We start from the raw sequence: 18,318 nt of genomic DNA, 5'->3' as shown, positions 1-18,318 counted from the left end.
CGTAACCCCTGAGGGCCAGCGGTCATCGAAATCGATCGCATTAAAGGCCGAATACATGACCGCTCCAGACTTGCGCCGGCGCCGCTATTTTGCCTCTTGCCCAAGAGGGGCCGTCCATACATGACGAAGTCGCATGGTTGGCCGCTAAAGGATCAAGGCGAGCGTATGAAATCTGCGAAACCGGACAGCGCATTGCGCATTGCCAGCACCTTTTCCGGCTCAGCCAAAATGGCCTCCATCTCCGCTGGCTTCTTCCCGAGCAGGGCGATCTCCAACCCACCATCATGCAGCGCGAACGACATGGTCCGCATGATCTCGGCCAAAGCGGCTCGGGCATAGATCGAGCGCGGCGAGGCGTGGGCCAGCATGGCCGGCTTGTCGACGGCGGCGTCGCGCGAGACCAGCCAGTCGAGCGCGTTCTTCAGTCCGCCCGGCACGCCATGCGCATATTCGGGGCAGGAGACGATGACGCCGTCGGCGCGGGTGACGGCGTCGATCAGGTCGGAGGCTTCGCCCGGTGTTCGCTCGCCCTCGTCGTCGGGGTTGAAGATCGGCAGGCCGCGAAGTCCGTCATAGACGGTGATACGACAGCCCTCGGGCGCGTTCAGCGCCAGTGCTGCGACCAGGGCCGAATTGGTGGAGGCCGCCCGCAGGCTGCCTGAGATGGCAAGAAGATGGAGCAAGATGGATAGGTCCGGGCGAATCGTGGCCGAAAACCCTACCACATCGTCTGCTTGTACTCGTCGTCCAGCCAGCGGTCGGTCGCCTCGGCCGAATCGGCCAATGCCAGTTGATCGCGCAGGATCTGGCCGAGCGTCGGCAGCGTGGCACGGTCGTACCAGCTCTCGGGCTTCCACAGATCGGAGCGCATGAAGGCCTTGGCGCAATGCATGTAGGCGGCCTTGACGGCGACCACGATGACGCTTTGCGGCTCCTTGCCGTCGACCGCGAAGCGCTCGCGCAAAGTGGCATCCACGGTGATGCGGGCTTCGCCATTGAGGCGCAGCGTCTCGTTCATGCCCGGGATGAGGAAGAGCAGCCCGACCGAGGGATTGCGCAGGATGTTCTCCAGCGTATCCAGCCGGTTGTTGCCGGGTCGGTCGGGGATGGCGATGGTCTTTTCGTCGAGAATGGCGGTGAAGCCGGGCTTGTCGCCTTTCGGGGTAACGTCGGCATTGCCTTCGCCATCGGACGAGCCGATCAGCACGAACGGGCTCTTGCCGATGAAGGAGCGGCAATGGCCGTCGAGCGCCTTCAATTCCTTGCGGATCGAACCATCGGTCGGGCGCGGCGTCTTGTAGATCGTCCGCAGCTCTTCCTGGGTGGTGACGAATTCCATGGCTCTCCCCTTTATTCCCTGCCTTATTTGCCGGCTTTCTCTTCCCCGCCGGCTTTGTCGTCGAGCGAATGGCGCAGGATGAGCGGCATCTGGCTGAAGGTGAACAGAAGCGTTATCGGCATGATGCCCCAGACCTTGAAGGTAACCCAGGCGTCGGTGGAAAAATTGCGCCAGACCACTTCGTTGACGATGGCCAGGAACAGGAAGAACAGGCCCCAGCGGAAGGTGAGCTTGCGCCAGCCTTCGGCATCGAGTTTGAAGGCGGACTCGAAGACATAGCCGAGCAGCGAGCGGCCGAAATACAGGCCGCCGAGCAGCACCCCGCCGAACAGCGTGTTGACGATGGTCGGCTTCATCTTGATGAAGATGTCGTCCTGCAGATAGAGCGTCAGCGCGCCGAAGATGAAAACGACGACGCCAGACACCATCGGCATGATCGGCAAGGTGCGGGTCAGCAGCCATGAGGCGATCAACGCGATCGCGGTCGCGGCCATGAACAGGCCGGTGGCGACGAAGATCGGACCGCCGAATTCGGCCAGCACGGGAAATTTCTGCGTCAGCCACTCGCCGCGCGCATTGGCGAAGAAAAAGACGAGCAGCGGCCCCAGCTCCAGCGCCAGCTTGAGCAGGGGGTTGATGCCTTCCTTCTTCTCTTTCTGCGGGTCGGACGGATCGCGTTCGAGAATGGGTGGGTTCATGGTTTCCTTCTTACGCACGATCCAATCCGGAAGCCTCACTTCCGGCATCGTGCCTGTTCAAGCCACTCCAGCGATCGCCCTGGCGAATTCGCTTGCGGAAAACGGTTCGAGGTCGTCGACTTGCTCGCCGACGCCGATGAAATAGACCGGCAATTTGTGCTTTGCCGCGATCGCCACCAGAATACCGCCGCGCGCGGTCCCGTCCAGCTTGGTCATCACCAGGCCGTTGACGCCGGCGACATTGCGGAAGATCTCGACCTGGTTGAGCGCGTTCTGGCCGGTGGTGGCGTCGACCGTCTGCAGCACGGTGTGGGGCGCTTCCGGGTCGAGCTTGCCAAGCACGCGGACGATCTTTTCCAGCTCGGCCATCAGCTCGGTCTTGTTCTGCAGCCGGCCGGCAGTGTCGATGATCAGCACGTCGGAACCCGCCTCCTTCGCCTTCTCGAAGGCGTCGTAGGCGAGGCCGGCGGCATCAGCGCCGAGCTTGGAGGCAATGACCGGCGATTTCGTGCGTTCGCCCCAGATCTTCAACTGTTCGATGGCGGCGGCGCGGAACGTGTCGCCGGCGGCCAGCATCACCGACAGGCCGCCATCGGTCAGCTTGGCGGCGAGCTTGCCGATGGTCGTGGTCTTGCCGGTGCCGTTGACGCCGACCACCAGGATGACATGCGGCTTGTGCGAGAGATCGAGCTCGAGCGATTTTGCGACCGGGGCGAGCACCTTCTCCACCTCGGCCGCCATTACGGCGCGCACTTCGGTATCGGAAACATCCTTGCCGTAGCGGCTTGAGGCCAGTGAATCGGTGACGCGCAGCGCCGTTTCCACGCCAAGATCGGCGCGGATCAGCACGTCCTCCAGGTCCTGCAGCGTCTCCTCGTCCAGCTTGCGCTTGGTGAAGACGCCGGCAATGTTGCCGGTCAGCTCGCGCGAAGACCGGGCAAGCCCGTCCCGCATGCGCTGGAACCAGGACCGCCTCGGCGCCGGCTCCGGCGCCTTCTGCTGCTCGGCTTTCTGTTCGACCTTCTTGGCAACCGTCACCTTGCCGGGAGCGGGGGCAGGCTGTGGAATGGGTTGCGGTTCAGGCGCGACCTCGGCAATGACCGGCTGGGCTTCGACGGGTGCCGGCTGGCGAATGGGCGGGGCGATTTCCGCTGGTGGAGCGGTCTCTATCGGGGATGGGATAATTTCCGCAGGCTGGCGCTGCCCCTCATCCTTACCCTCTCCGCGTGAAGGACGGGGAGAGGGGGGCGTCAGCGTCGAGCTTTTTTGTTTGATGTCGCCAGGAGGGGCGCCGGCCCCGATGTCAGCCCCCTTCTCCCCGTCCCTATACGGGGAGAAGGTGCCGGCAGGCGGATGAGGGGCTGCGCCGGCCTCAGAAGTCGGCTGCTCGGAGGCGGCCGTCGACTGAGGGGCCTCAACCGGCGACGCCGGCGGCACTTCGACCGGTGTGGGCATGTCGACCGGCACTTCGACCGGAGGCGTCGGCACTTCGACGGGCGCGGGTTCCGGTTGCCTCTCCGGACGCGATGGAACGATCTCGGGCTCCGATGGCGCGGGCGGAATCTCCCGCGGCCGCGGTTCGGGCGTGGGCTGCGGAACGACGGGTGGCTGCGGCACCTCTTCGGGCGCCAGTGGTTCAGGCGTCTGGGGCGGGGCTGCCGGTTTCTCTTCCGGCGCAGGCTCCGGCTGCCGTTCCGGTTCTGACGGAACGGTAGGCTCCGGCGTGGGCGGAATGGTGGGGACAGGTTCGGGCTTGGGCTCCTCGGGCTCCGGTCCAGGCGCGGCCGCCGGCGCGGCTTCCGCCCCAGCCTCCTCGCGCTTCAAGAACTCCGGCAGGGCCTGCTCGGTCGCCGGCTTCAGCGCGTCGAGCTGGTCCCATTTGATCGGCGGCAGCGGGGCGGTCTCGTCGATGCGCTCCTCGACGACCTCCTTCTTGCCGAACGAAAATATCTTCTTGAAAAAACCAGCCATGCTTTTGCGTTCTCAGGCGGCGCGGGCGGCAAGGGGAGCGGCTGTCAGCCGCGCGCCATCGTGGCCGGTTATTTCAGCTTCGACGATCTCTCCCGGCGCGCCGGTGGCGAGTGCGGCAAGCGTGAACCCTTCGGTGCGGCCAAGGCCGTCGCGCTCGATCAGGATCGACTGGCGGCTATCGGCGAGCGAAGACAGATGCCGCTGGTAGGCCGCTTCGCCGGCTGCGCGCAGCCGGGCGGCGCGCTGCTTGACCAGCTCGCGGCGAACCTGCGGCATGCGCGCGGCGGGAGTGCCTTCGCGCGGTGAAAACGGGAAGACGTGGAGATGGGTCAGGCCGCATTCCTCGACGATTTTTTCGGAATTCTCGAACATGGCGTCGGTCTCGGTCGGGAAGCCGGCGATGATGTCGGCGCCGAAAACAATGCCGGGACGCAGCTTGCGCACATCCTCGCAAAAGCGGATCGACTGGTCGCGCAGATGCCTTCGCTTCATGCGCTTCAGGATCATGTCGTCGCCAGACTGCAGCGACAGATGCAGATGCGGCATCAGCCGCGGCTCGGTGGCGATGGCGTCGAGCAAGTCCTCGTCGGCCTCGATCGAGTCGATCGAGGACAGCCTGAGCCGCTTTACGTCGGGCACCTGCCTGAGGATGGTCTTCACAAGCTTGCCGAGCTTCGGCACACCAGGCAGGTCGGCGCCGAAAGACGTCATGTCGACGCCGGTCAGCACGATCTCGGCATAGCCGTTGCCGGCCAAGCGCTTGACTTGCTCGACCACGGCGCCCATCGGCACCGAGCGCGAATTGCCGCGGCCATAGGGGATGATGCAGAAGGTGCAGCGGTGGTCGCAGCCGTTCTGCACCTGCACGAAGGCACGTGCCCGGCCCTCGATGGCGTCGACCATGTGGCCGGCGGTTTCGCGCACCGAGAAGATGTCGTTGACGCGCGCCTTCTCGGTGTCGTTGACGCCGAAATCGGGCAGCGCGCGATAGGAATTCGCCTTGAGCTTTTCCTCATTGCCAAGCACGAGATCGACCTCGTCCATGGCGGCGAATTTTTCGGGCTCGGTCTGCGCGGCGCAGCCGGTGACGATGATGCGCGCGGCCGGGTTGTCGCGGCGCGCCTTGCGGATCGCCTGCCTGGCCTGGCGCACCGCTTCGCCGGTGACGGCACAGGTGTTGAAGATGACGGCGCCGCCGTCAAGCGCGCCGAGGCCCGCGCTTTCGGCCTCGCGCCGCATCACCTCGGACTCATAGGTATTGAGACGGCAGCCGAAGGTCACCACGTCGATGCGGCCGGGCTGCTTCGCCACGTCGACGCCTTTGGCAAGAGCGGACATCAGGCCGCGCTTTCGGTGTCGCGGGCCCATTGTCCGGTCGACGGATCGAAGCTGCCGGAAAATTCCCATTCGGCCGCCCCGGTCAGGATGACGTGGTCGTCATCGCGCCATTCGACATGCAGCGTGCCGCCGCCAGGCGTCAGCAGGTTGACGCTGCGGCCCGTGCGCCGGGTGCGGGCCGCTGCGACGACAGCCGCGCAGGACGCGGTGCCGCAGGCCTTGGTCAGGCCGGCGCCGCGCTCCCAGGTGCGGATGATCATGCTGTCGGGCGAGGTCACCTGCGCGATGGTTATGTTGGCGCGTTCGGGAAAGATCGGATGGTTTTCCAGAAGCGGGCCGAAACGGTCGAGTTCATAAGTCCAGACGTCGTCATCGACCCAGAAGATGGCGTGCGGGTTGCCCATCGAAACGGCGGAAGGCGAATGCAGCACAGGCGCGTCGATCGGGCCGACCTGCAACTCGATCATGCGGGTGTCGCGGAACTCCTCGGCCAGCGGAATGTCGCGCCAGCCGAAGCGCGGCGTGCCCATGTCGACAGAGATCGAGCCGTCGGCGTGTTCGCGGGCATTGAGGATGCCGGCCACGGTCTCGAAGGTGAAGGTCTTCTCGCCGGTCTCGGCGGCCAGGGCCTGGACGACGCAGCGCATGCCGTTGCCGCAGGCCTGCGCTCCGGAGCCATCGGAATTCAGGATGTCGACGAAATAGGCGGTGCCTGGCGTCCTGGCGTCGTGGATCGCCATGATCTGGTCGAACCGCGTCGCGACGTCGCCATTGAGCGCGATGGCGGCCGCGGCCGTCACCCGATCCGCACGGCCACGCATGTCGACAACGATGATCTCGTTGCCGATGCCGTTCATCTTGGCGAAAGGGGCCGTGCCTGCCATTGCTCCGAAATTCCATGTCCGTTCGGCGCTATATGGCGGAAACGGGCAGGAATTACCAGTGCGCAGCCGCTTTCACGCGACGGCGCCGGACTTACGTCACCGCGAAGACCCCCAGCAAGATCAACAGGAAGATCACGAGCACGACGCCGATGAGAATGCGCGCGCCGGTGGCGGCGGCGCCGGCCAGCGCCGGCATGCCGAGCAGGCTCGCCGCGGCGGCGACGATGAGAAGAATGATGATCCATTTGAGCATGGGAATGCCTCGTAAGCCGACAGATTTGAAACCGCAGGAAAAACGCGGCTGTCGTGCTTGGGTTCCCGCTCGTTTCGAAGCCTGGTCGGTTCAGGCCGCCGTCGTTTCCGGCACGTCCCAGACTTCGCCGGCCCGCAAGGCGCGAAAATGCTCTTGCGGTACACCCTCAGCCCCGAGCGCCTCGGCCAGTTTTCGGGCCGGTTCGTCGATCGGCTCGTCGGTGAGCTGGAAGGTACCCCAGTGGCAGCCGGCGGCAAAGCTTGCGTTGCACAGCTTCATGCCTTGCACCGCTTCCTCGGGATTCTGGTGCTGCGGGGCCATGAACCAGCGTGGCTCGTAGGCGCCGATCGGCAGGATGGCGAAGCGGAAGCCGCCATGTTTTTCCGCCATCAGCCGGTAGTTGATGCCGTCGTGGAAGCCGGTATCGCCGGCGAAGTAGGTCTTCCCGCCCGCTGTTTCGATGACGAAGCCGGCCCACAGCGCCATGCGCCGGTCGCGGGCACCCCGCGCCGACCAATGATGCGCGGGCTCGATGTGGATGGCGGTGCCGTCGGAGACGTCGACCCTGTCGCCCCAGTCATGCGCGGAAAGCCGCATGCCGGGCACCGCGGCGGCGATGATGGCATCGTTGCCGAGCGGCGTCACTACCAGCGGATCGTGCGTCTCCTTCAGCTGCCTCAGCGTGGCAAGGTCGAGATGGTCATAGTGGTTGTGGCTGACCAGCACGACGTCGATCGCCGGAAGATCGTCAAAAGCGATGCCCGGCGGATTGACGCGCCGGGGTCCGGCAAAGGAGACCGGCGAGGTGCGCGCCGACCACACCGGATCGGTGAGGATGTTGAGCCCGGCGGTCTGGATCAGCAAGGTGGAATGGCCGACCATGGTCACGGTCAGTTCGGTACCTTCGACCATCGCGGCCGGCTTTGCCTGTGCGAAGGGGCTCGGACTCGCAGGCGGCCATTTCGAACGCTGGCCGCTGAACTGCCATTTCAGCAGGTCCGTGAAGGGGCCAGGCATCCGGCCGTCGGGGTTGAAGAACAGGGTGCCGTCGAAATGATCGCTGGGCGGGCCGCTGTAGTAGCGGTTGGCGGCTTTGTGTCTCGCGGCCAAGGTCTGCGCTCCAGCGGGTTTCGGTGAACTCTTTGTTTTCACGCAATCCCCTTGGGGGGAAGCGCTACGCGTTTTCCCGGGAAAACCGCTGCACACTTTTCCTGGGACTATTCTAGACATAAGCCTTGCCGCGGCTGGCGCAAGCGTTTGCCGGCCGAAGGCCAAGGGGGACGAAGCGGCCTCGGCTAGGATCGCGGATCAGGAGGAGGACGCCATGGCGATGAAGCGGACGAAGACGCCCTGGATGAAGGCCGAGGATTTTGGCCGCTCGCTGCCGCGCGGCGTCGGCGTCAATTTGCTGGTGACCGACATGCCGGCGATGGAAGCCTTCTGCCGCGACGTGCTTGGCGCCCGGGTCATCTATGCCGACGAAGATTTCGCGGCGATCGAGCTTCTGGGGTCGGTATTCATGCTGCATGCCGACCATTCCTATCTCGACAACCCGATGACGGGCTCCATCACGGGCGCCGAGACACGCGGTGCTGGCATCGAATTGCGCCTCTATGGCGCCGATCCCGACGCGATCCAGGCGGCGGCGCTGGATCATGGCCACATCGTGCTGGCCGGCGCCGTCGACAAGCCGCATGGTCTGCGCGAGTGCTATATCGTCGGGCCGGACGGATATGTGTTCGTCCCAAGTGCCGCCCTGGCGTGATGATTGCGATAAATTTGCAACAATCTTGCCGCAAACCCTATTTTAACCATATCGGGTTGAAATTTCGCCACCTTCTCCATCTTGGTGGAGGTGAGATTGCGCGGACGGCACCCCCAGCCGAATCCGACGGAGGTTGTAATGAATTTTGCGAAAGGCGGCCTGGTGGCCGTATCCCTGGCGGCGCTCGTTGCGAGCGGCTGCTCAACCTCACGCTTCTCGTCGATGGACGACCAGCAGCCCGCCCCGCTGCAGCCGGCGCCTGCCGGCCAGGTGAGCTCGAATCAGCTGCCGCCGCCGGCGTCCCCCGGCACCACCGACCCGTCTCAATTCCCGACCGCGCCGGCAAACACGCAGGTTGCCTCGCTGCCGCCGGATGGCGCGGCGCCTGCGGGTGCCGCGGATCTCAACGCGGCAAGCGTCGCCGGTGTCTGGAACGTCAGCGTTTCCGGCCAGAGCTGCAAGGTGGCGACGCCACAGACCAAGTTCGGCGCCGGCTTCCGCGCCGGTCCGCTGCACTGCCCGGCGCCGATCGACGGCATCAAATCGTGGAACGTCGCCGGCAAGCAGCTGACGCTTTATGACGAGAATGGCGGTTCGCTGGCACGTCTCTATTCGTCGGGCGGCTCGAAATTCGACGGCCAGACTTCCAACGGGCAACCGATTTCGCTTACAAGATAGGCTGGGTATGCCGGTATTCAGGTGATGCCGGCCTGCGAATCGCGGCTTCCAGCCCTTTCGGCTCGGCCTGGCCTGAATCTCAACATACCTTCTCTCTTGAGCATACCGCTCCGAACAACGACGTGACCGATGCATCTGCGTGACGGCCTCCAGACCCATGCGACCGTCCGGCAGCGCTACGACCATCTGGTGGTATCAGGCGCGATCGGACGCGACCCCGCGCAGGAGGAGATCGCCGCCGCGCTCGACCGGCTGACCGACGAGATCTCGGCCAAGCGGCTGGCGCAAAAGTCCAGCGCGCTGGGCTGGCTGTTTGCCCGCAAGCGCGAGACGCAGGAGGCGGTCAAGGGCCTCTACATCCATGGCGGCGTCGGGCGCGGAAAGACCATGCTGATGGACATGTTCTTCGAACTCTTGCCGGTCAGGCGCAAGCGCCGCGTCCATTTCAACGACTTCATGGCCGACGTGCAGGACCGCATCCAGAAGCACCGGCAGGCGCGCAAGGAAGGCACGGTCAGGGAAGACGATCCGATCCCGCCGGTGGCCAAGGCGCTCGCCGAGCAGGCCTGGGTGCTGTGCTTCGATGAATTTTCGGTCACCGACATCGCCGACGCCATGATCCTGTCCAGGCTGTTCTCGGCGCTGTTCGCCGGTGGGGTCGTGCTTGTCGCCACTTCGAACGTGGCGCCTGAAGACCTCTACCGTGACGGGTTGAATCGCCAGCTCTTCCTGCCGTTCATCGCCATACTGAAACGCCATGCTGAGGTGCTGTCGCTGGACAGCGACAAGGACTACCGGCTGGAAAAGCTTTCCCGCACGCCTGTCTACGTCATGCCGGCGGATGCTGCGGCCGACGAGGCGCTCGACGAGGCCTGGCAGGCGATGACGCACGGGGCGCCGACGGCCGAGACGTCGCTGACGCTGAAGGGCCGCAAGGTGGCCGTGCCGGCCGCCGCCGGCGATGCGGCGCGCTTCTCCTTCTCCGACCTCTGCGAAAAGCCGCTCGGCGCGCGCGATTACCTGGCGATCGCCGGCCGGTTTTCGACCGTCTTCATCGACCATGTCCCGGTGCTGGGCGAAGGCAAGCGCAACGAGGCCAAGCGCTTCATCCTGTTGATCGATACGCTCTACGACCATCATGTGCGCCTGGTGGTGAGCGCCGAGGCGCCGCCGCACGAGCTTTATGTGGCCAAGCGCGGCGTCGAGGTGTTCGAATTCGAGCGCACGGCCTCGCGCCTGATCGAGATGCAGAGCCGCGACTGGCTGGACGATTGGGCCGAGCGGCGGAAGGTGAAGGCTGCCGCGGCCGAGGCGTCACGGGCGCAGGCCACCATGCCTTCGTCATCCTAGGGCGAAGCGACGCAAGCGGAGCGCGGACCCTAGGGATGACGGCGGTAGCGGGGCTTCGATCGTCCCGCTAAAGCCGATACACATACATCACAAAGCTCTCCGCCTCGGCATGCGGCTTGCGCGCCTCGTAAAGCGCTCGGGCCGGCAGATTGTCAGGTTCGGTGCCGACCCAGGCCTCCTCGCAACCATGCTCCCTGCCGAGCGCGAACATGGCGTCGAGCATTTTGCGCGCAATGCCCTGGCGCCGGAAGGCCGGCGAGACGCCGACCTCGTCGATATAAAGTTCGGTCGGCTTGTCCGGATGGCGGTGGATGACCGCCGCGCATTGGCCGACGACCAAGCCCTTGACCAGGGCGACGATCATGAAATGGCCCGATTGCGCGAGATAACTGGCCAGGCGCTCCGGCCGCACCGGCTCGTCGAACACGTCGTCGGCCACCCGCATCACAAGGGCGTCATCGCCGGGATAGAGCCTTCTGATCTCGACCGTCATTGTGTAAATTCTCCCAAGTCGGCTCACAAATTTTGACGTTTACGTAAATCCCAAACGCTCTAACCGATTGAAAATGCAGGGGTTGAAATAATCGTTTGAATTTATCTCTCACCGGAGCTATTGGGTGCGGCGATATCAGCGGTTCCCCGCAGCATTCCGGCCTCTTCGACGCCGTGTTGGCGTCGCCACAGACAAAGGGAAATCATCCTCACATGGCACGCAACAAGATAGCGCTTATCGGCTCTGGCATGATCGGCGGCACGCTCGCGCATATGATCGGCCTCAAGGATCTCGGCGACGTGGTCCTGTTCGATATTGCCGAGGGTATTCCGCAGGGCAAGGGGCTCGATATCGCGCAGTCATCGCCGGTCGATGGTTTCGATTCCCGGCTGACCGGCGTCAACGACTATGCCGGCATCGAGGGTGCTGACGTCTGCATCGTCACCGCCGGCGTGCCGCGCAAGCCGGGCATGAGCCGCGACGACCTGCTGGGCATTAACCTGAAGGTCATGGAACAGGTCGGCGCCGGGCTGAAGAAGTACGCGCCGAAGGCCTTCGTGATCTGCATCACCAATCCTCTGGACGCCATGGTGTGGGCGCTGCAGAAGTTTTCCGGCCTGCCCAAGACCCATGTCGTCGGCATGGCCGGCGTGCTGGACAGCGCGCGCTTCCGTTATTTCCTGGCCGAGGAATTCAAGGTCTCGGTCGAGGACGTCACCACCTTCGTGCTCGGCGGCCACGGCGATTCCATGGTGCCGATGATCCGCTATTCGACGGTGTCGGGCATTCCGCTTCCCGACCTGATCAAGATGGGCTGGACCTCGAAGGAAAAGCTCGACCAGATCGTGCAGCGCACCCGCGACGGCGGCGCCGAGATCGTCGGCCTGTTGAAGACCGGCTCGGCCTATTACGCACCGGCGGCCTCGGCCATCCAGATGGCCGAATCCTACCTCAAGGACAAGAAGCGCGTGCTGCCGTGCGCGGCGCACCTCTCCGGCCAGTATGGCGTCAAGGGCACCTATGTCGGCGTTCCCGTGGTCATCGGTGCCGGCGGCGTCGAGCGTGTCATCGAGATCGACCTCAACAAGGCCGAGCAGAAGATGTTCGACACGTCGGTAGCGACGGTGCAGGGCCTGACCGAAGCCTGCGTCAAGATCGCGCCGCAGCTCGCCTCGAAGTAAACCCCGCCCAACCGCCACCCCGGCAAACGACCTGGAGATAGTTCCCAATGAACATCCATGAATATCAAGGCAAGGCGCTGCTGAAGAGCTTTGGCGCGCCGGTGGCCGAAGGCGTGCCGGTGTTCAAGGCAAGCGAGGCGGAAGCCGCCGCGCAAGCGCTGCCCGGCCCGCTCTATGTGGTGAAGAGCCAGATCCATGCCGGCGGCCGTGGCAAGGGCAAATTCAAGGAGCTCGGCCCCGACGCCAAGGGCGGTGTGCGGCTGGCCAAGTCGGTTGCCGAGGTGGTGGCCAACGCCAACGAGATGCTCGGCCACACGCTGGTCACCAAGCAGACCGGTCCGGCCGGTAAGCAGGTCAACCGCCTCTATATCGAGGATGGCGCCGACATCGAGCGCGAACTCTATCTCTCCATCCTGGTCGACCGCTCGGTCGGCCGCATCGCCTTCGTCGTCTCGACCGAGGGAGGCATGGACATCGAGGGTGTGGCCCACGACACGCCGGAAAAGATCATCACCGTCGCCATCGATCCGGAAATGGGTGTGACGGCTGATGACGTCAGGGCGCTCAATGGCGCGCTGAAGCTCGACGGCGACGCGGCCAAGGATGGCGGCACGCTGTTCCCGGTCCTCTACAAGGCCTTTGTCGAGAAGGATATGAGCCTGCTCGAGGTCAACCCGCTGATCGTCATGAAGAACGGCCGGTTGCGCGTGCTCGACGCGAAAGTGTCGTTCGACAACAACGCACTGTTCCGTCACCCCGACCTGATGGAACTGCGCGATACCAGCGAAGAGGACGAGAAGGAGATCGAGGCGTCGAAATACGACCTCGCCTATGTCGCGCTCGACGGCAATATCGGCTGTATGGTCAATGGCGCCGGCCTTGCCATGGCGACCATGGACATCATCAAGCTCTATGGCGCCGAACCCGCCAACTTCCTCGATGTCGGCGGCGGCGCGTCCAAGGAGAAGGTGACGGCGGCGTTCAAGATCATCACCAAGGACCCGGCGGTGAAGGGCATCCTGATCAACATCTTCGGCGGCATCATGAAGTGCGACATCATCGCCGAGGGCGTGATCGCCGCGGTCAAGGAAGTCGGCCTGAAAGTGCCGCTGGTGGTGCGCCTGGAAGGCACCAATGCCGAGCTCGGCAAGAAGATCATCAACGACAGCGGCCTCAATGTCGTGTCGGCCGACGATCTCGACGACGCGGCCAAGAAGATCGTGGCGGCGGTGAAGGGCTGACACGGCTGTGGAACAAGACGCCACCGAAAGCTTGCTTGGATACATCATCGCCTGGTTGCCGATGGCGGTTTTCGTGGTGATCTGGGTCTGGGGCCTCGTGACACTGAAGCAATATGTGCGGGCTCGAGAACGCGCCGGCCATGACAATGCTGCTGCTATTCGTGAACTCGTCGAGACAAATCGAGAGATTGTAGCGGTGCTGCGTGACCTGAAGTCGGAACTTCAAGGGCGGAAATCATAGAATGCCTCCGCGCAAGATAAACCTCGTCGAGGCGGCGGATCGGACGATTAAAAAAGTCTTCGATCCGCATATCGCCGGCGACGTCAATGACAGCCAGGCGAAGGTCGCCAAGTTCGGCGAGACTTTCGACTGGCATGCGCATGACAATGAGGACGAAGCTTTCCTGGTGCTGCGGGGCAGGATCGCCATCGATTTTCGCGACGGTCCGGTCGAACTCGGCGAGGGCGATTTCATCGTCGTGCCGCGCGGTGTCGAGCACCGGCCGCGCTCGCTGACATCAGAGCCGGTGGTGCTGATGTTCGAGCCGACGACGACGCTCAACACCGGCAATGCCAAGAGCGATCTCACCGTCACCGACCTGAAGCGGCTCTGACCCATGAACGCGGCTTCCTTCTCTTCGCTCTCGGCCGATCACCAGCGCCTGCAGGCGCTGGTCGGTGCGTGGCGCGGCGAGGAAGAGGTGGCGGACACGCAATGGGCCGATGGCGGCGCGGCGACCAGCGAAGTGCTGGCGGAGGCACAGTTCGGCGGCCATTTCGTGGTGCAGCGTTATCGCCAGCGCCGCGACGGCACGATTTCGTTTGGTTCGCACACCGTGTTTGGTTTCGACCAGCAAAACGGCGTCGTCACCATGCACCAGTTCGATTCGATGGGCTTCGTGCCGGTGTCGCCTGCCACCGGCATATGGAACGGCAGTGAACTCGACCTAGAACGGTCGTCGCCGCGCGGCTCTGCGCGCGTGACGTATATTTTCGACGATGACGACACCTACCGCATGCGACTGCAATTCAAACCCGCCGGCAGCGATGGCTGGCAAGACATGGTGAGCGGCGTCTACCGGCGCGTCTCGCCTTCCTCGATCAACGGTTTTTAGAAAAGGGCTCCGATGTCCATTCTCGTCGACAAGAACACCAAGGTGCTGGTGCAGGGCCTGACCGGCAAGACCGGCACGTTCCATACCGAACAGGCGCTGGCCTATCACGGGACAAAGATGGTCGGCGGCATCCATCCCAAGAAGGGCGGCGAGACCTGGAACGGCTCGAAGGGCGAGAGCCTGCCGATCTTCGCCACTGTCGCCGAAGGCAAGGAAAGGACGGGCGCCAACGCCTCCGTCATCTACGTGCCGCCGGCTGGCGCGGGCGAAGCCATCATCGAGGCGATCGAGGCTGAAATCCCGCTCATCGTCTGCATCACCGAAGGCATTCCGGTGATGGACATGGTCAAGGTCAAGGCGCGGCTCGACCGCTCCAAGTCGCGGCTGATCGGGCCGAACTGCCCGGGCGTGCTCACCCCCGACGAATGCAAGATCGGCATCATGCCCGGCAACATCTTCCGCAAGGGCTCGGTCGGCGTTGTTTCGCGCTCGGGAACGCTTACCTATGAGGCTGTGTTCCAGACCACCAATGTCGGCCTCGGCCAGACCACCGCCGTCGGCATCGGCGGCGATCCCGTCAAGGGCACCGAGTTCATCGACATGCTCGAGATGTTCCTTGCCGACGACGAGACCAAGTCGATCATCATGATCGGCGAGATCGGCGGCTCGGCCGAGGAAGACGCCGCGCAGTTCCTCAAGGACGAGGCCAAGCGCGGCCGCCGGAAACCGATGGCGGGCTTCATCGCCGGGCGCACCGCACCGGCCGGCCGCACCATGGGTCATGCGGGCGCGGTCATCTCCGGCGGCAAGGGCGGCGCCGAAGACAAGATCGCGGCGATGGAATCGGCAGGCATCAAGGTTTCGCCCTCGCCGGCGCGGCTGGGCACGACCTTGGTCGAGGCGATCAAGGGTTAAGTGAGTAGGCAGTAGTGAATAGGGACTAACGGTGAGTAGCAGCTGACTGCTCACCATTCCCTTCAAAAGGAGACGGAGCCAGGCTCCGCGGACAAAAATGGCACGACAAGATCAGGCCAACGACCGGTTTTCGCTCACCTCTTTCCTCTATGGCGGCAATGCCGATTATATCGACGCGCTCTACGCCGCCTATGAGGACGATCCCGCTTCGGTCAATCCCGAGTGGCAGGAGTTCTTCGCGGGTCTGAAGGACGATGCCGGTGATGTGCGCAGGAACGCCAAGGGCGCTTCCTGGGCAAAACCCTCCTGGCCGCTGCAGGCCAATGGCGAACTGGTGTCCGCGCTCGACGGCAATTGGGGCATTGTCGAGAAGCACCTGGAAAAGAAGGTCAAGGACAAGGCGGTCACCAACGGGGTCGTGCTGTCCGACGCCGACGTGCACCAGGCGACGCGCGATTCGGTGCGTGCCATCATGATGATCCGCGCCTTCCGCATGCGCGGCCATCTGCACGCCAATCTCGACCCGCTCGGCATTGCCAAGCTCGAAGACTATAACGAGCTGTCGCCGGAGAATTACGGCTTCACCGAAGCCGACTACGACCGGCCGATCTTCCTCGACAATGTGCTTGGGCTCGAATTCGGCAGCATCCGGCAGATGCTGGAGATACTCACCCGCACCTATTGCTCGACGCTCGGCGTCGAGTTCATGCATATTTCCGATCCCGAGGAGAAGGCCTGGATCCAGGCGCGGATCGAAGGCGCCGACAAGGAGATTTCCTTCACCGCCACCGGCAAGAAGGCGATCCTGCAGAAGCTGGTCGAGGCGGAAGGCTTCGAGCAGTTCATCGACGTCAAGTACAAGGGCACCAAGCGCTTCGGCCTGGACGGCGGCGAGTCGCTGATCCCGGCGCTCGAGCAGATCGTCAAGCGCGGCGGCCAGCTCGGCATGAAGGAGATCGTGCTCGGCATGGCCCATCGCGGCCGGCTGAACGTGCTTTCCCAGGTCATGGCCAAGCCGCACCGCGCCATCTTCCACGAGTTCAAGGGCGGCTCGGCCGCCCCCGACGAGGTCGAAGGCTCGGGCGACGTGAAGTACCATCTCGGCGCCTCGTCCGACCGTGAGTTCGACGGCAACAAGGTGCACCTGTCGCTGACCGCCAACCCCTCGCATCTGGAAATCGTCGACCCGGTGGTGATGGGCAAGGCGCGCGCCAAGCAGGATTATCTGTTCGGCCGTGGCCGCGAGGAGATCGTGCCGCTGGAGGAACGCGCCAAGGTGCTGCCGCTGCTTCTGCACGGCGACGCCGCTTTCGCCGGCCAGGGCGTGATCGCCGAAATCCTCGGCCTGTCGGGCCTGCGCGGCCACCGCGTCGCCGGCACGCTGCACTTCATCATCAACAACCAGATCGGCTTCACCACCAATCCGCGTTTCTCGCGCTCGTCGCCTTATCCGTCCGACGTCGCCAAGATGATCGAGGCGCCGATCTTCCACGTCAATGGCGACGACCCGGAAGCCGTGGTGCACGCCACCAAGGTGGCGATCGAGTTTCGCATGAAGTTCCACAAGCCGGTGGTCGTGGACATGTTCTGCTACCGCCGCTTCGGCCACAATGAGGGCGACGAGCCGGCCTTCACGCAGCCGCTCATGTACCGCAACATCCGCACCCACAAGACGACGGTGCAGATCTATGGCGACCGGCTGATCGCCGAAGGCCACATCACCCAGGCCGAACTCGACCAGCTCAAGGCCGACTGGCGCGCGCATCTGGAAGCCGAATGGGAAGTCGGCCAGGCCTACAAGCCCAACAAGGCCGACTGGCTCGACGGCGCCTGGTCGGGCCTGCGCACGGCCGACAACCAGGACGAACAGCGGCGCGGCAAGACCGCCGTGCCGGTCAAGACGCTGAAGGAAATCGGCAAGAAGCTGACCGAGGTGCCGAAGGGTTTCGAGGCGCACAAGACGATCATCCGCTTCCTCGAGAACCGGCGTCAGGCGATCGAGTCCGGCGAAGGCATCGACTGGTCGACGGCGGAGGCGCTGGCCTTTGGCGCGATCCTGCTCGACGGCAACCCGATCCGGCTTTCGGGCCAGGATTCCGAGCGCGGCACCTTCTCGCAGCGCCATTCCGTGCTTTACGACCAGCGCGACGAGACCCGCTACATCCCGCTCAACAATCTGTCGGCGGCGCAGGCCGGCTACGAAGTCATCAACTCGATGCTGTCGGAAGAGGCGGTGCTAGGCTTCGAATACGGCTACAGCCTGGCCGAGCCGAAGGCGCTGACCTTGTGGGAGGCGCAGTTCGGCGACTTCGCCAACGGCGCCCAGGTGGTGTTCGACCAGTTCATCTCGTCGGGCGAGCGCAAATGGCTCAGAATGTCGGGCCTCGTCTGCCTGCTGCCGCACGGCTATGAAGGCCAGGGCCCAGAACATTCCTCGGCCCGGCTGGAGCGCTTCCTGCAGCTTTGCGCCGAAGACAACATGCAGGTCGCCAACTGCACGACGCCGGCCAACTACTTCCACATCTTGCGCCGGCAGCTGAAGCGCGACTTCCGCAAGCCGCTGATCTTGATGACGCCGAAATCGCTGCTGCGCCACAAGCGGGCGGTGTCGACGCTGCCGGAAATCTCGGGCGAAAGCTCGTTCCACCGGCTGCTGTGGGACGATGCCCAGCTGCTGCCCAACCAGGCGATCAAGCTGACCAAGGATTCCAAGATCCGCCGCGTCGTGCTGTGCTCGGGCAAGGTCTATTACGACCTCTACGAGGAGCGCGAGAAGCGCGGCATCAACGACATCTACCTGCTGCGCGTCGAACAGCTCTACCCGTTCCCGGCCAAGGCGCTGATCACCGAGCTGTCACGCTTCCGCAATGCCGAGATGGTGTGGTGCCAGGAGGAACCCAAGAACATGGGCGCCTGGTCGTTCATCGATCCGTATCTGGAATGGGTGTTGGCGCATATCGACGCCAAGCATCAGCGAGTGCGCTACACCGGCCGTCCCGCGGCCGCGTCGCCGGCGACCGGCCTGATGTCAAAGCACCTTGCCCAGCTCGCCGCCTTGCTCGAAGACGCGCTCGGCGAATAGGCAGAACTGGGCGAA

19 protein-coding genes are annotated in these 18,318 nt (G+C 64.2%); 10 read left to right on the top strand and 9 right to left on the bottom strand.

The genetic code is table 11. From position 1 onward, the window contains the following. Window positions 1–152: 152 nt before the first annotated feature. The 8 genes from EN804_RS34205 to EN804_RS34170 form a co-directional block, all read right to left on the bottom strand. Window positions 153–683, bottom strand: coding sequence for an NADPH-dependent FMN reductase (locus EN804_RS34205; RefSeq protein WP_135922263.1), 531 nt, complete (start codon window positions 681–683; stop codon window positions 153–155). A 35-nt stretch (window positions 684–718) separates the two neighbouring features. Then, complete coding sequence (locus tag EN804_RS34200; protein WP_135922262.1) at window positions 719–1,339, bottom strand: pyridoxamine 5'-phosphate oxidase family protein; 621 nt, start codon at window positions 1,337–1,339, stop codon at window positions 719–721. Between the two features lie 23 nt (window positions 1,340–1,362). Continuing rightward, window positions 1,363–2,037 (bottom strand): septation protein A, encoded by a 675-nt coding sequence (locus tag EN804_RS34195; RefSeq protein WP_127872812.1) that lies wholly within the window; start codon window positions 2,035–2,037, stop codon window positions 1,363–1,365. 57 nt (window positions 2,038–2,094) lie between these two features. Further along, window positions 2,095–4,008 (bottom strand): signal recognition particle-docking protein FtsY, encoded by a 1,914-nt coding sequence (ftsY, locus tag EN804_RS34190; protein WP_135922261.1) that lies wholly within the window; start codon window positions 4,006–4,008, stop codon window positions 2,095–2,097. Between the two features lie 12 nt (window positions 4,009–4,020). Continuing rightward, window positions 4,021–5,346: a tRNA (N(6)-L-threonylcarbamoyladenosine(37)-C(2))-methylthiotransferase MtaB gene (mtaB, locus tag EN804_RS34185; RefSeq protein ID WP_135922260.1), complete on the bottom strand. Its 1,326-nt coding sequence runs from the start codon at window positions 5,344–5,346 to the stop codon at window positions 4,021–4,023. Continuing rightward, complete coding sequence (gene dapF / locus EN804_RS34180) at window positions 5,346–6,230, bottom strand: diaminopimelate epimerase (RefSeq protein WP_135922259.1); 885 nt, start codon at window positions 6,228–6,230, stop codon at window positions 5,346–5,348. Before dapF ends, mtaB begins: the two co-directional genes overlap by 1 nt. Window positions 6,231–6,321: 91 nt before the next feature. Then, on the bottom strand, window positions 6,322–6,483 hold the full coding sequence (locus tag EN804_RS34175) for a DUF1328 family protein (RefSeq protein ID WP_127281226.1): 162 nt from the start codon (window positions 6,481–6,483) through the stop codon (window positions 6,322–6,324). A 90-nt stretch (window positions 6,484–6,573) separates the two neighbouring features. Further along, window positions 6,574–7,593, bottom strand: coding sequence for an MBL fold metallo-hydrolase (locus EN804_RS34170; protein WP_135922258.1), 1,020 nt, complete (start codon window positions 7,591–7,593; stop codon window positions 6,574–6,576). Between the two features lie 214 nt (window positions 7,594–7,807). Between EN804_RS34170 and EN804_RS34165 the strand changes: the two genes are divergently transcribed. The 3 genes from EN804_RS34165 (at window position 7,808) to zapE (ending at window position 10,276) form a co-directional block, all read left to right on the top strand. Continuing rightward, window positions 7,808–8,248, top strand: a complete 441-nt coding sequence (locus tag EN804_RS34165; protein WP_135922257.1) for a hypothetical protein — start codon at window positions 7,808–7,810, stop codon at window positions 8,246–8,248. 138 nt (window positions 8,249–8,386) lie between these two features. Then, window positions 8,387–8,926 (top strand): protease inhibitor Inh/omp19 family protein, encoded by a 540-nt coding sequence (locus tag EN804_RS34160; RefSeq protein WP_127872818.1) that lies wholly within the window; start codon window positions 8,387–8,389, stop codon window positions 8,924–8,926. 129 nt (window positions 8,927–9,055) lie between these two features. After that, window positions 9,056–10,276, top strand: coding sequence for a cell division protein ZapE (gene zapE, locus EN804_RS34155; protein WP_135922256.1), 1,221 nt, complete (start codon window positions 9,056–9,058; stop codon window positions 10,274–10,276). 67 nt (window positions 10,277–10,343) lie between these two features. On the opposite strand, the gene EN804_RS34150 is transcribed toward zapE, so the two are convergent. Next, window positions 10,344–10,769 (bottom strand): GNAT family N-acetyltransferase, encoded by a 426-nt coding sequence (locus EN804_RS34150; protein ID WP_135922255.1) that lies wholly within the window; start codon window positions 10,767–10,769, stop codon window positions 10,344–10,346. A 212-nt stretch (window positions 10,770–10,981) separates the two neighbouring features. On the opposite strand from EN804_RS34150, the gene mdh reads away from it, so the two are divergent. From mdh to EN804_RS34115, 7 genes are all read left to right on the top strand, one after another. Further along, window positions 10,982–11,950 carry a malate dehydrogenase gene (gene mdh / locus EN804_RS34145; protein ID WP_135922254.1) on the top strand — a complete coding sequence of 323 codons (969 nt, stop codon included), beginning with the start codon at window positions 10,982–10,984 and terminating at the stop codon, window positions 11,948–11,950. A gap of 47 nt (window positions 11,951–11,997) precedes the next feature. Continuing rightward, entirely contained in the window at window positions 11,998–13,191 is a 1,194-nt protein-coding gene (gene sucC / locus EN804_RS34140) for an ADP-forming succinate--CoA ligase subunit beta (RefSeq protein WP_135922253.1), read from the top strand. Between the two features lie 7 nt (window positions 13,192–13,198). Then, window positions 13,199–13,432 (top strand): hypothetical protein, encoded by a 234-nt coding sequence (locus tag EN804_RS34135; protein WP_135922252.1) that lies wholly within the window; start codon window positions 13,199–13,201, stop codon window positions 13,430–13,432. Between the two features lies 1 nt (window position 13,433). Next, a complete protein-coding gene (locus EN804_RS34130; protein ID WP_135922251.1) occupies window positions 13,434–13,805 on the top strand; it encodes a cupin domain-containing protein in 372 nt (123 codons plus the stop codon). Window positions 13,806–13,808: 3 nt separating this feature from the next. Beyond that, complete coding sequence (locus EN804_RS34125) at window positions 13,809–14,306, top strand: DUF1579 family protein (RefSeq protein ID WP_135922250.1); 498 nt, start codon at window positions 13,809–13,811, stop codon at window positions 14,304–14,306. A gap of 12 nt (window positions 14,307–14,318) precedes the next feature. Continuing rightward, window positions 14,319–15,221, top strand: coding sequence for a succinate--CoA ligase subunit alpha (gene sucD / locus EN804_RS34120; RefSeq protein WP_127276279.1), 903 nt, complete (start codon window positions 14,319–14,321; stop codon window positions 15,219–15,221). Between the two features lie 97 nt (window positions 15,222–15,318). Further along, window positions 15,319–18,303 (top strand): 2-oxoglutarate dehydrogenase E1 component, encoded by a 2,985-nt coding sequence (locus EN804_RS34115; protein ID WP_127276281.1) that lies wholly within the window; start codon window positions 15,319–15,321, stop codon window positions 18,301–18,303. The last annotated feature ends 15 nt before the right edge of the window (window positions 18,304–18,318 follow it).

The organism is Mesorhizobium sp. M8A.F.Ca.ET.161.01.1.1, from assembly GCF_004792105.1.
In the GTDB taxonomy this organism is placed as follows: Bacteria; Pseudomonadota; Alphaproteobacteria; order Rhizobiales; family Rhizobiaceae; genus Mesorhizobium.
The sequence above is the reverse complement of the archived record's forward strand: the minus strand, read 5'-3'. Positions and strand labels throughout refer to the sequence as shown.

Bases quoted from the DNA above. Each gene is read 5' to 3' on its own strand.
- dapF (WP_135922259.1), bottom strand. From the start codon at position 6,230: ATGGCAGGCACGGCCCCTTTCGCCAAGATGAACGGCATCGGCAACGAG.
- EN804_RS34165 (WP_135922257.1), top strand. From the start codon at position 7,808: ATGGCGATGAAGCGGACGAAGACGCCCTGGATGAAGGCCGAGGATTTT.
- zapE (WP_135922256.1), top strand. From the start codon at position 9,056: ATGCATCTGCGTGACGGCCTCCAGACCCATGCGACCGTCCGGCAGCGC.
- mtaB (WP_135922260.1), bottom strand. From the start codon at position 5,346: ATGTCCGCTCTTGCCAAAGGCGTCGACGTGGCGAAGCAGCCCGGCCGC.
- ftsY (WP_135922261.1), bottom strand. From the start codon at position 4,008: ATGGCTGGTTTTTTCAAGAAGATATTTTCGTTCGGCAAGAAGGAGGTC.
- sucD (WP_127276279.1), top strand. From the start codon at position 14,319: ATGTCCATTCTCGTCGACAAGAACACCAAGGTGCTGGTGCAGGGCCTG.
- EN804_RS34130 (WP_135922251.1), top strand. From the start codon at position 13,434: ATGCCTCCGCGCAAGATAAACCTCGTCGAGGCGGCGGATCGGACGATT.
- EN804_RS34160 (WP_127872818.1), top strand. From the start codon at position 8,387: ATGAATTTTGCGAAAGGCGGCCTGGTGGCCGTATCCCTGGCGGCGCTC.
- EN804_RS34200 (WP_135922262.1), bottom strand. From the start codon at position 1,339: ATGGAATTCGTCACCACCCAGGAAGAGCTGCGGACGATCTACAAGACG.
- EN804_RS34175 (WP_127281226.1), bottom strand. From the start codon at position 6,483: ATGCTCAAATGGATCATCATTCTTCTCATCGTCGCCGCCGCGGCGAGC.
- mdh (WP_135922254.1), top strand. From the start codon at position 10,982: ATGGCACGCAACAAGATAGCGCTTATCGGCTCTGGCATGATCGGCGGC.
- EN804_RS34195 (WP_127872812.1), bottom strand. From the start codon at position 2,037: ATGAACCCACCCATTCTCGAACGCGATCCGTCCGACCCGCAGAAAGAG.
- EN804_RS34150 (WP_135922255.1), bottom strand. From the start codon at position 10,769: ATGACGGTCGAGATCAGAAGGCTCTATCCCGGCGATGACGCCCTTGTG.
- EN804_RS34115 (WP_127276281.1), top strand. From the start codon at position 15,319: ATGGCACGACAAGATCAGGCCAACGACCGGTTTTCGCTCACCTCTTTC.
- EN804_RS34125 (WP_135922250.1), top strand. From the start codon at position 13,809: ATGAACGCGGCTTCCTTCTCTTCGCTCTCGGCCGATCACCAGCGCCTG.
- sucC (WP_135922253.1), top strand. From the start codon at position 11,998: ATGAACATCCATGAATATCAAGGCAAGGCGCTGCTGAAGAGCTTTGGC.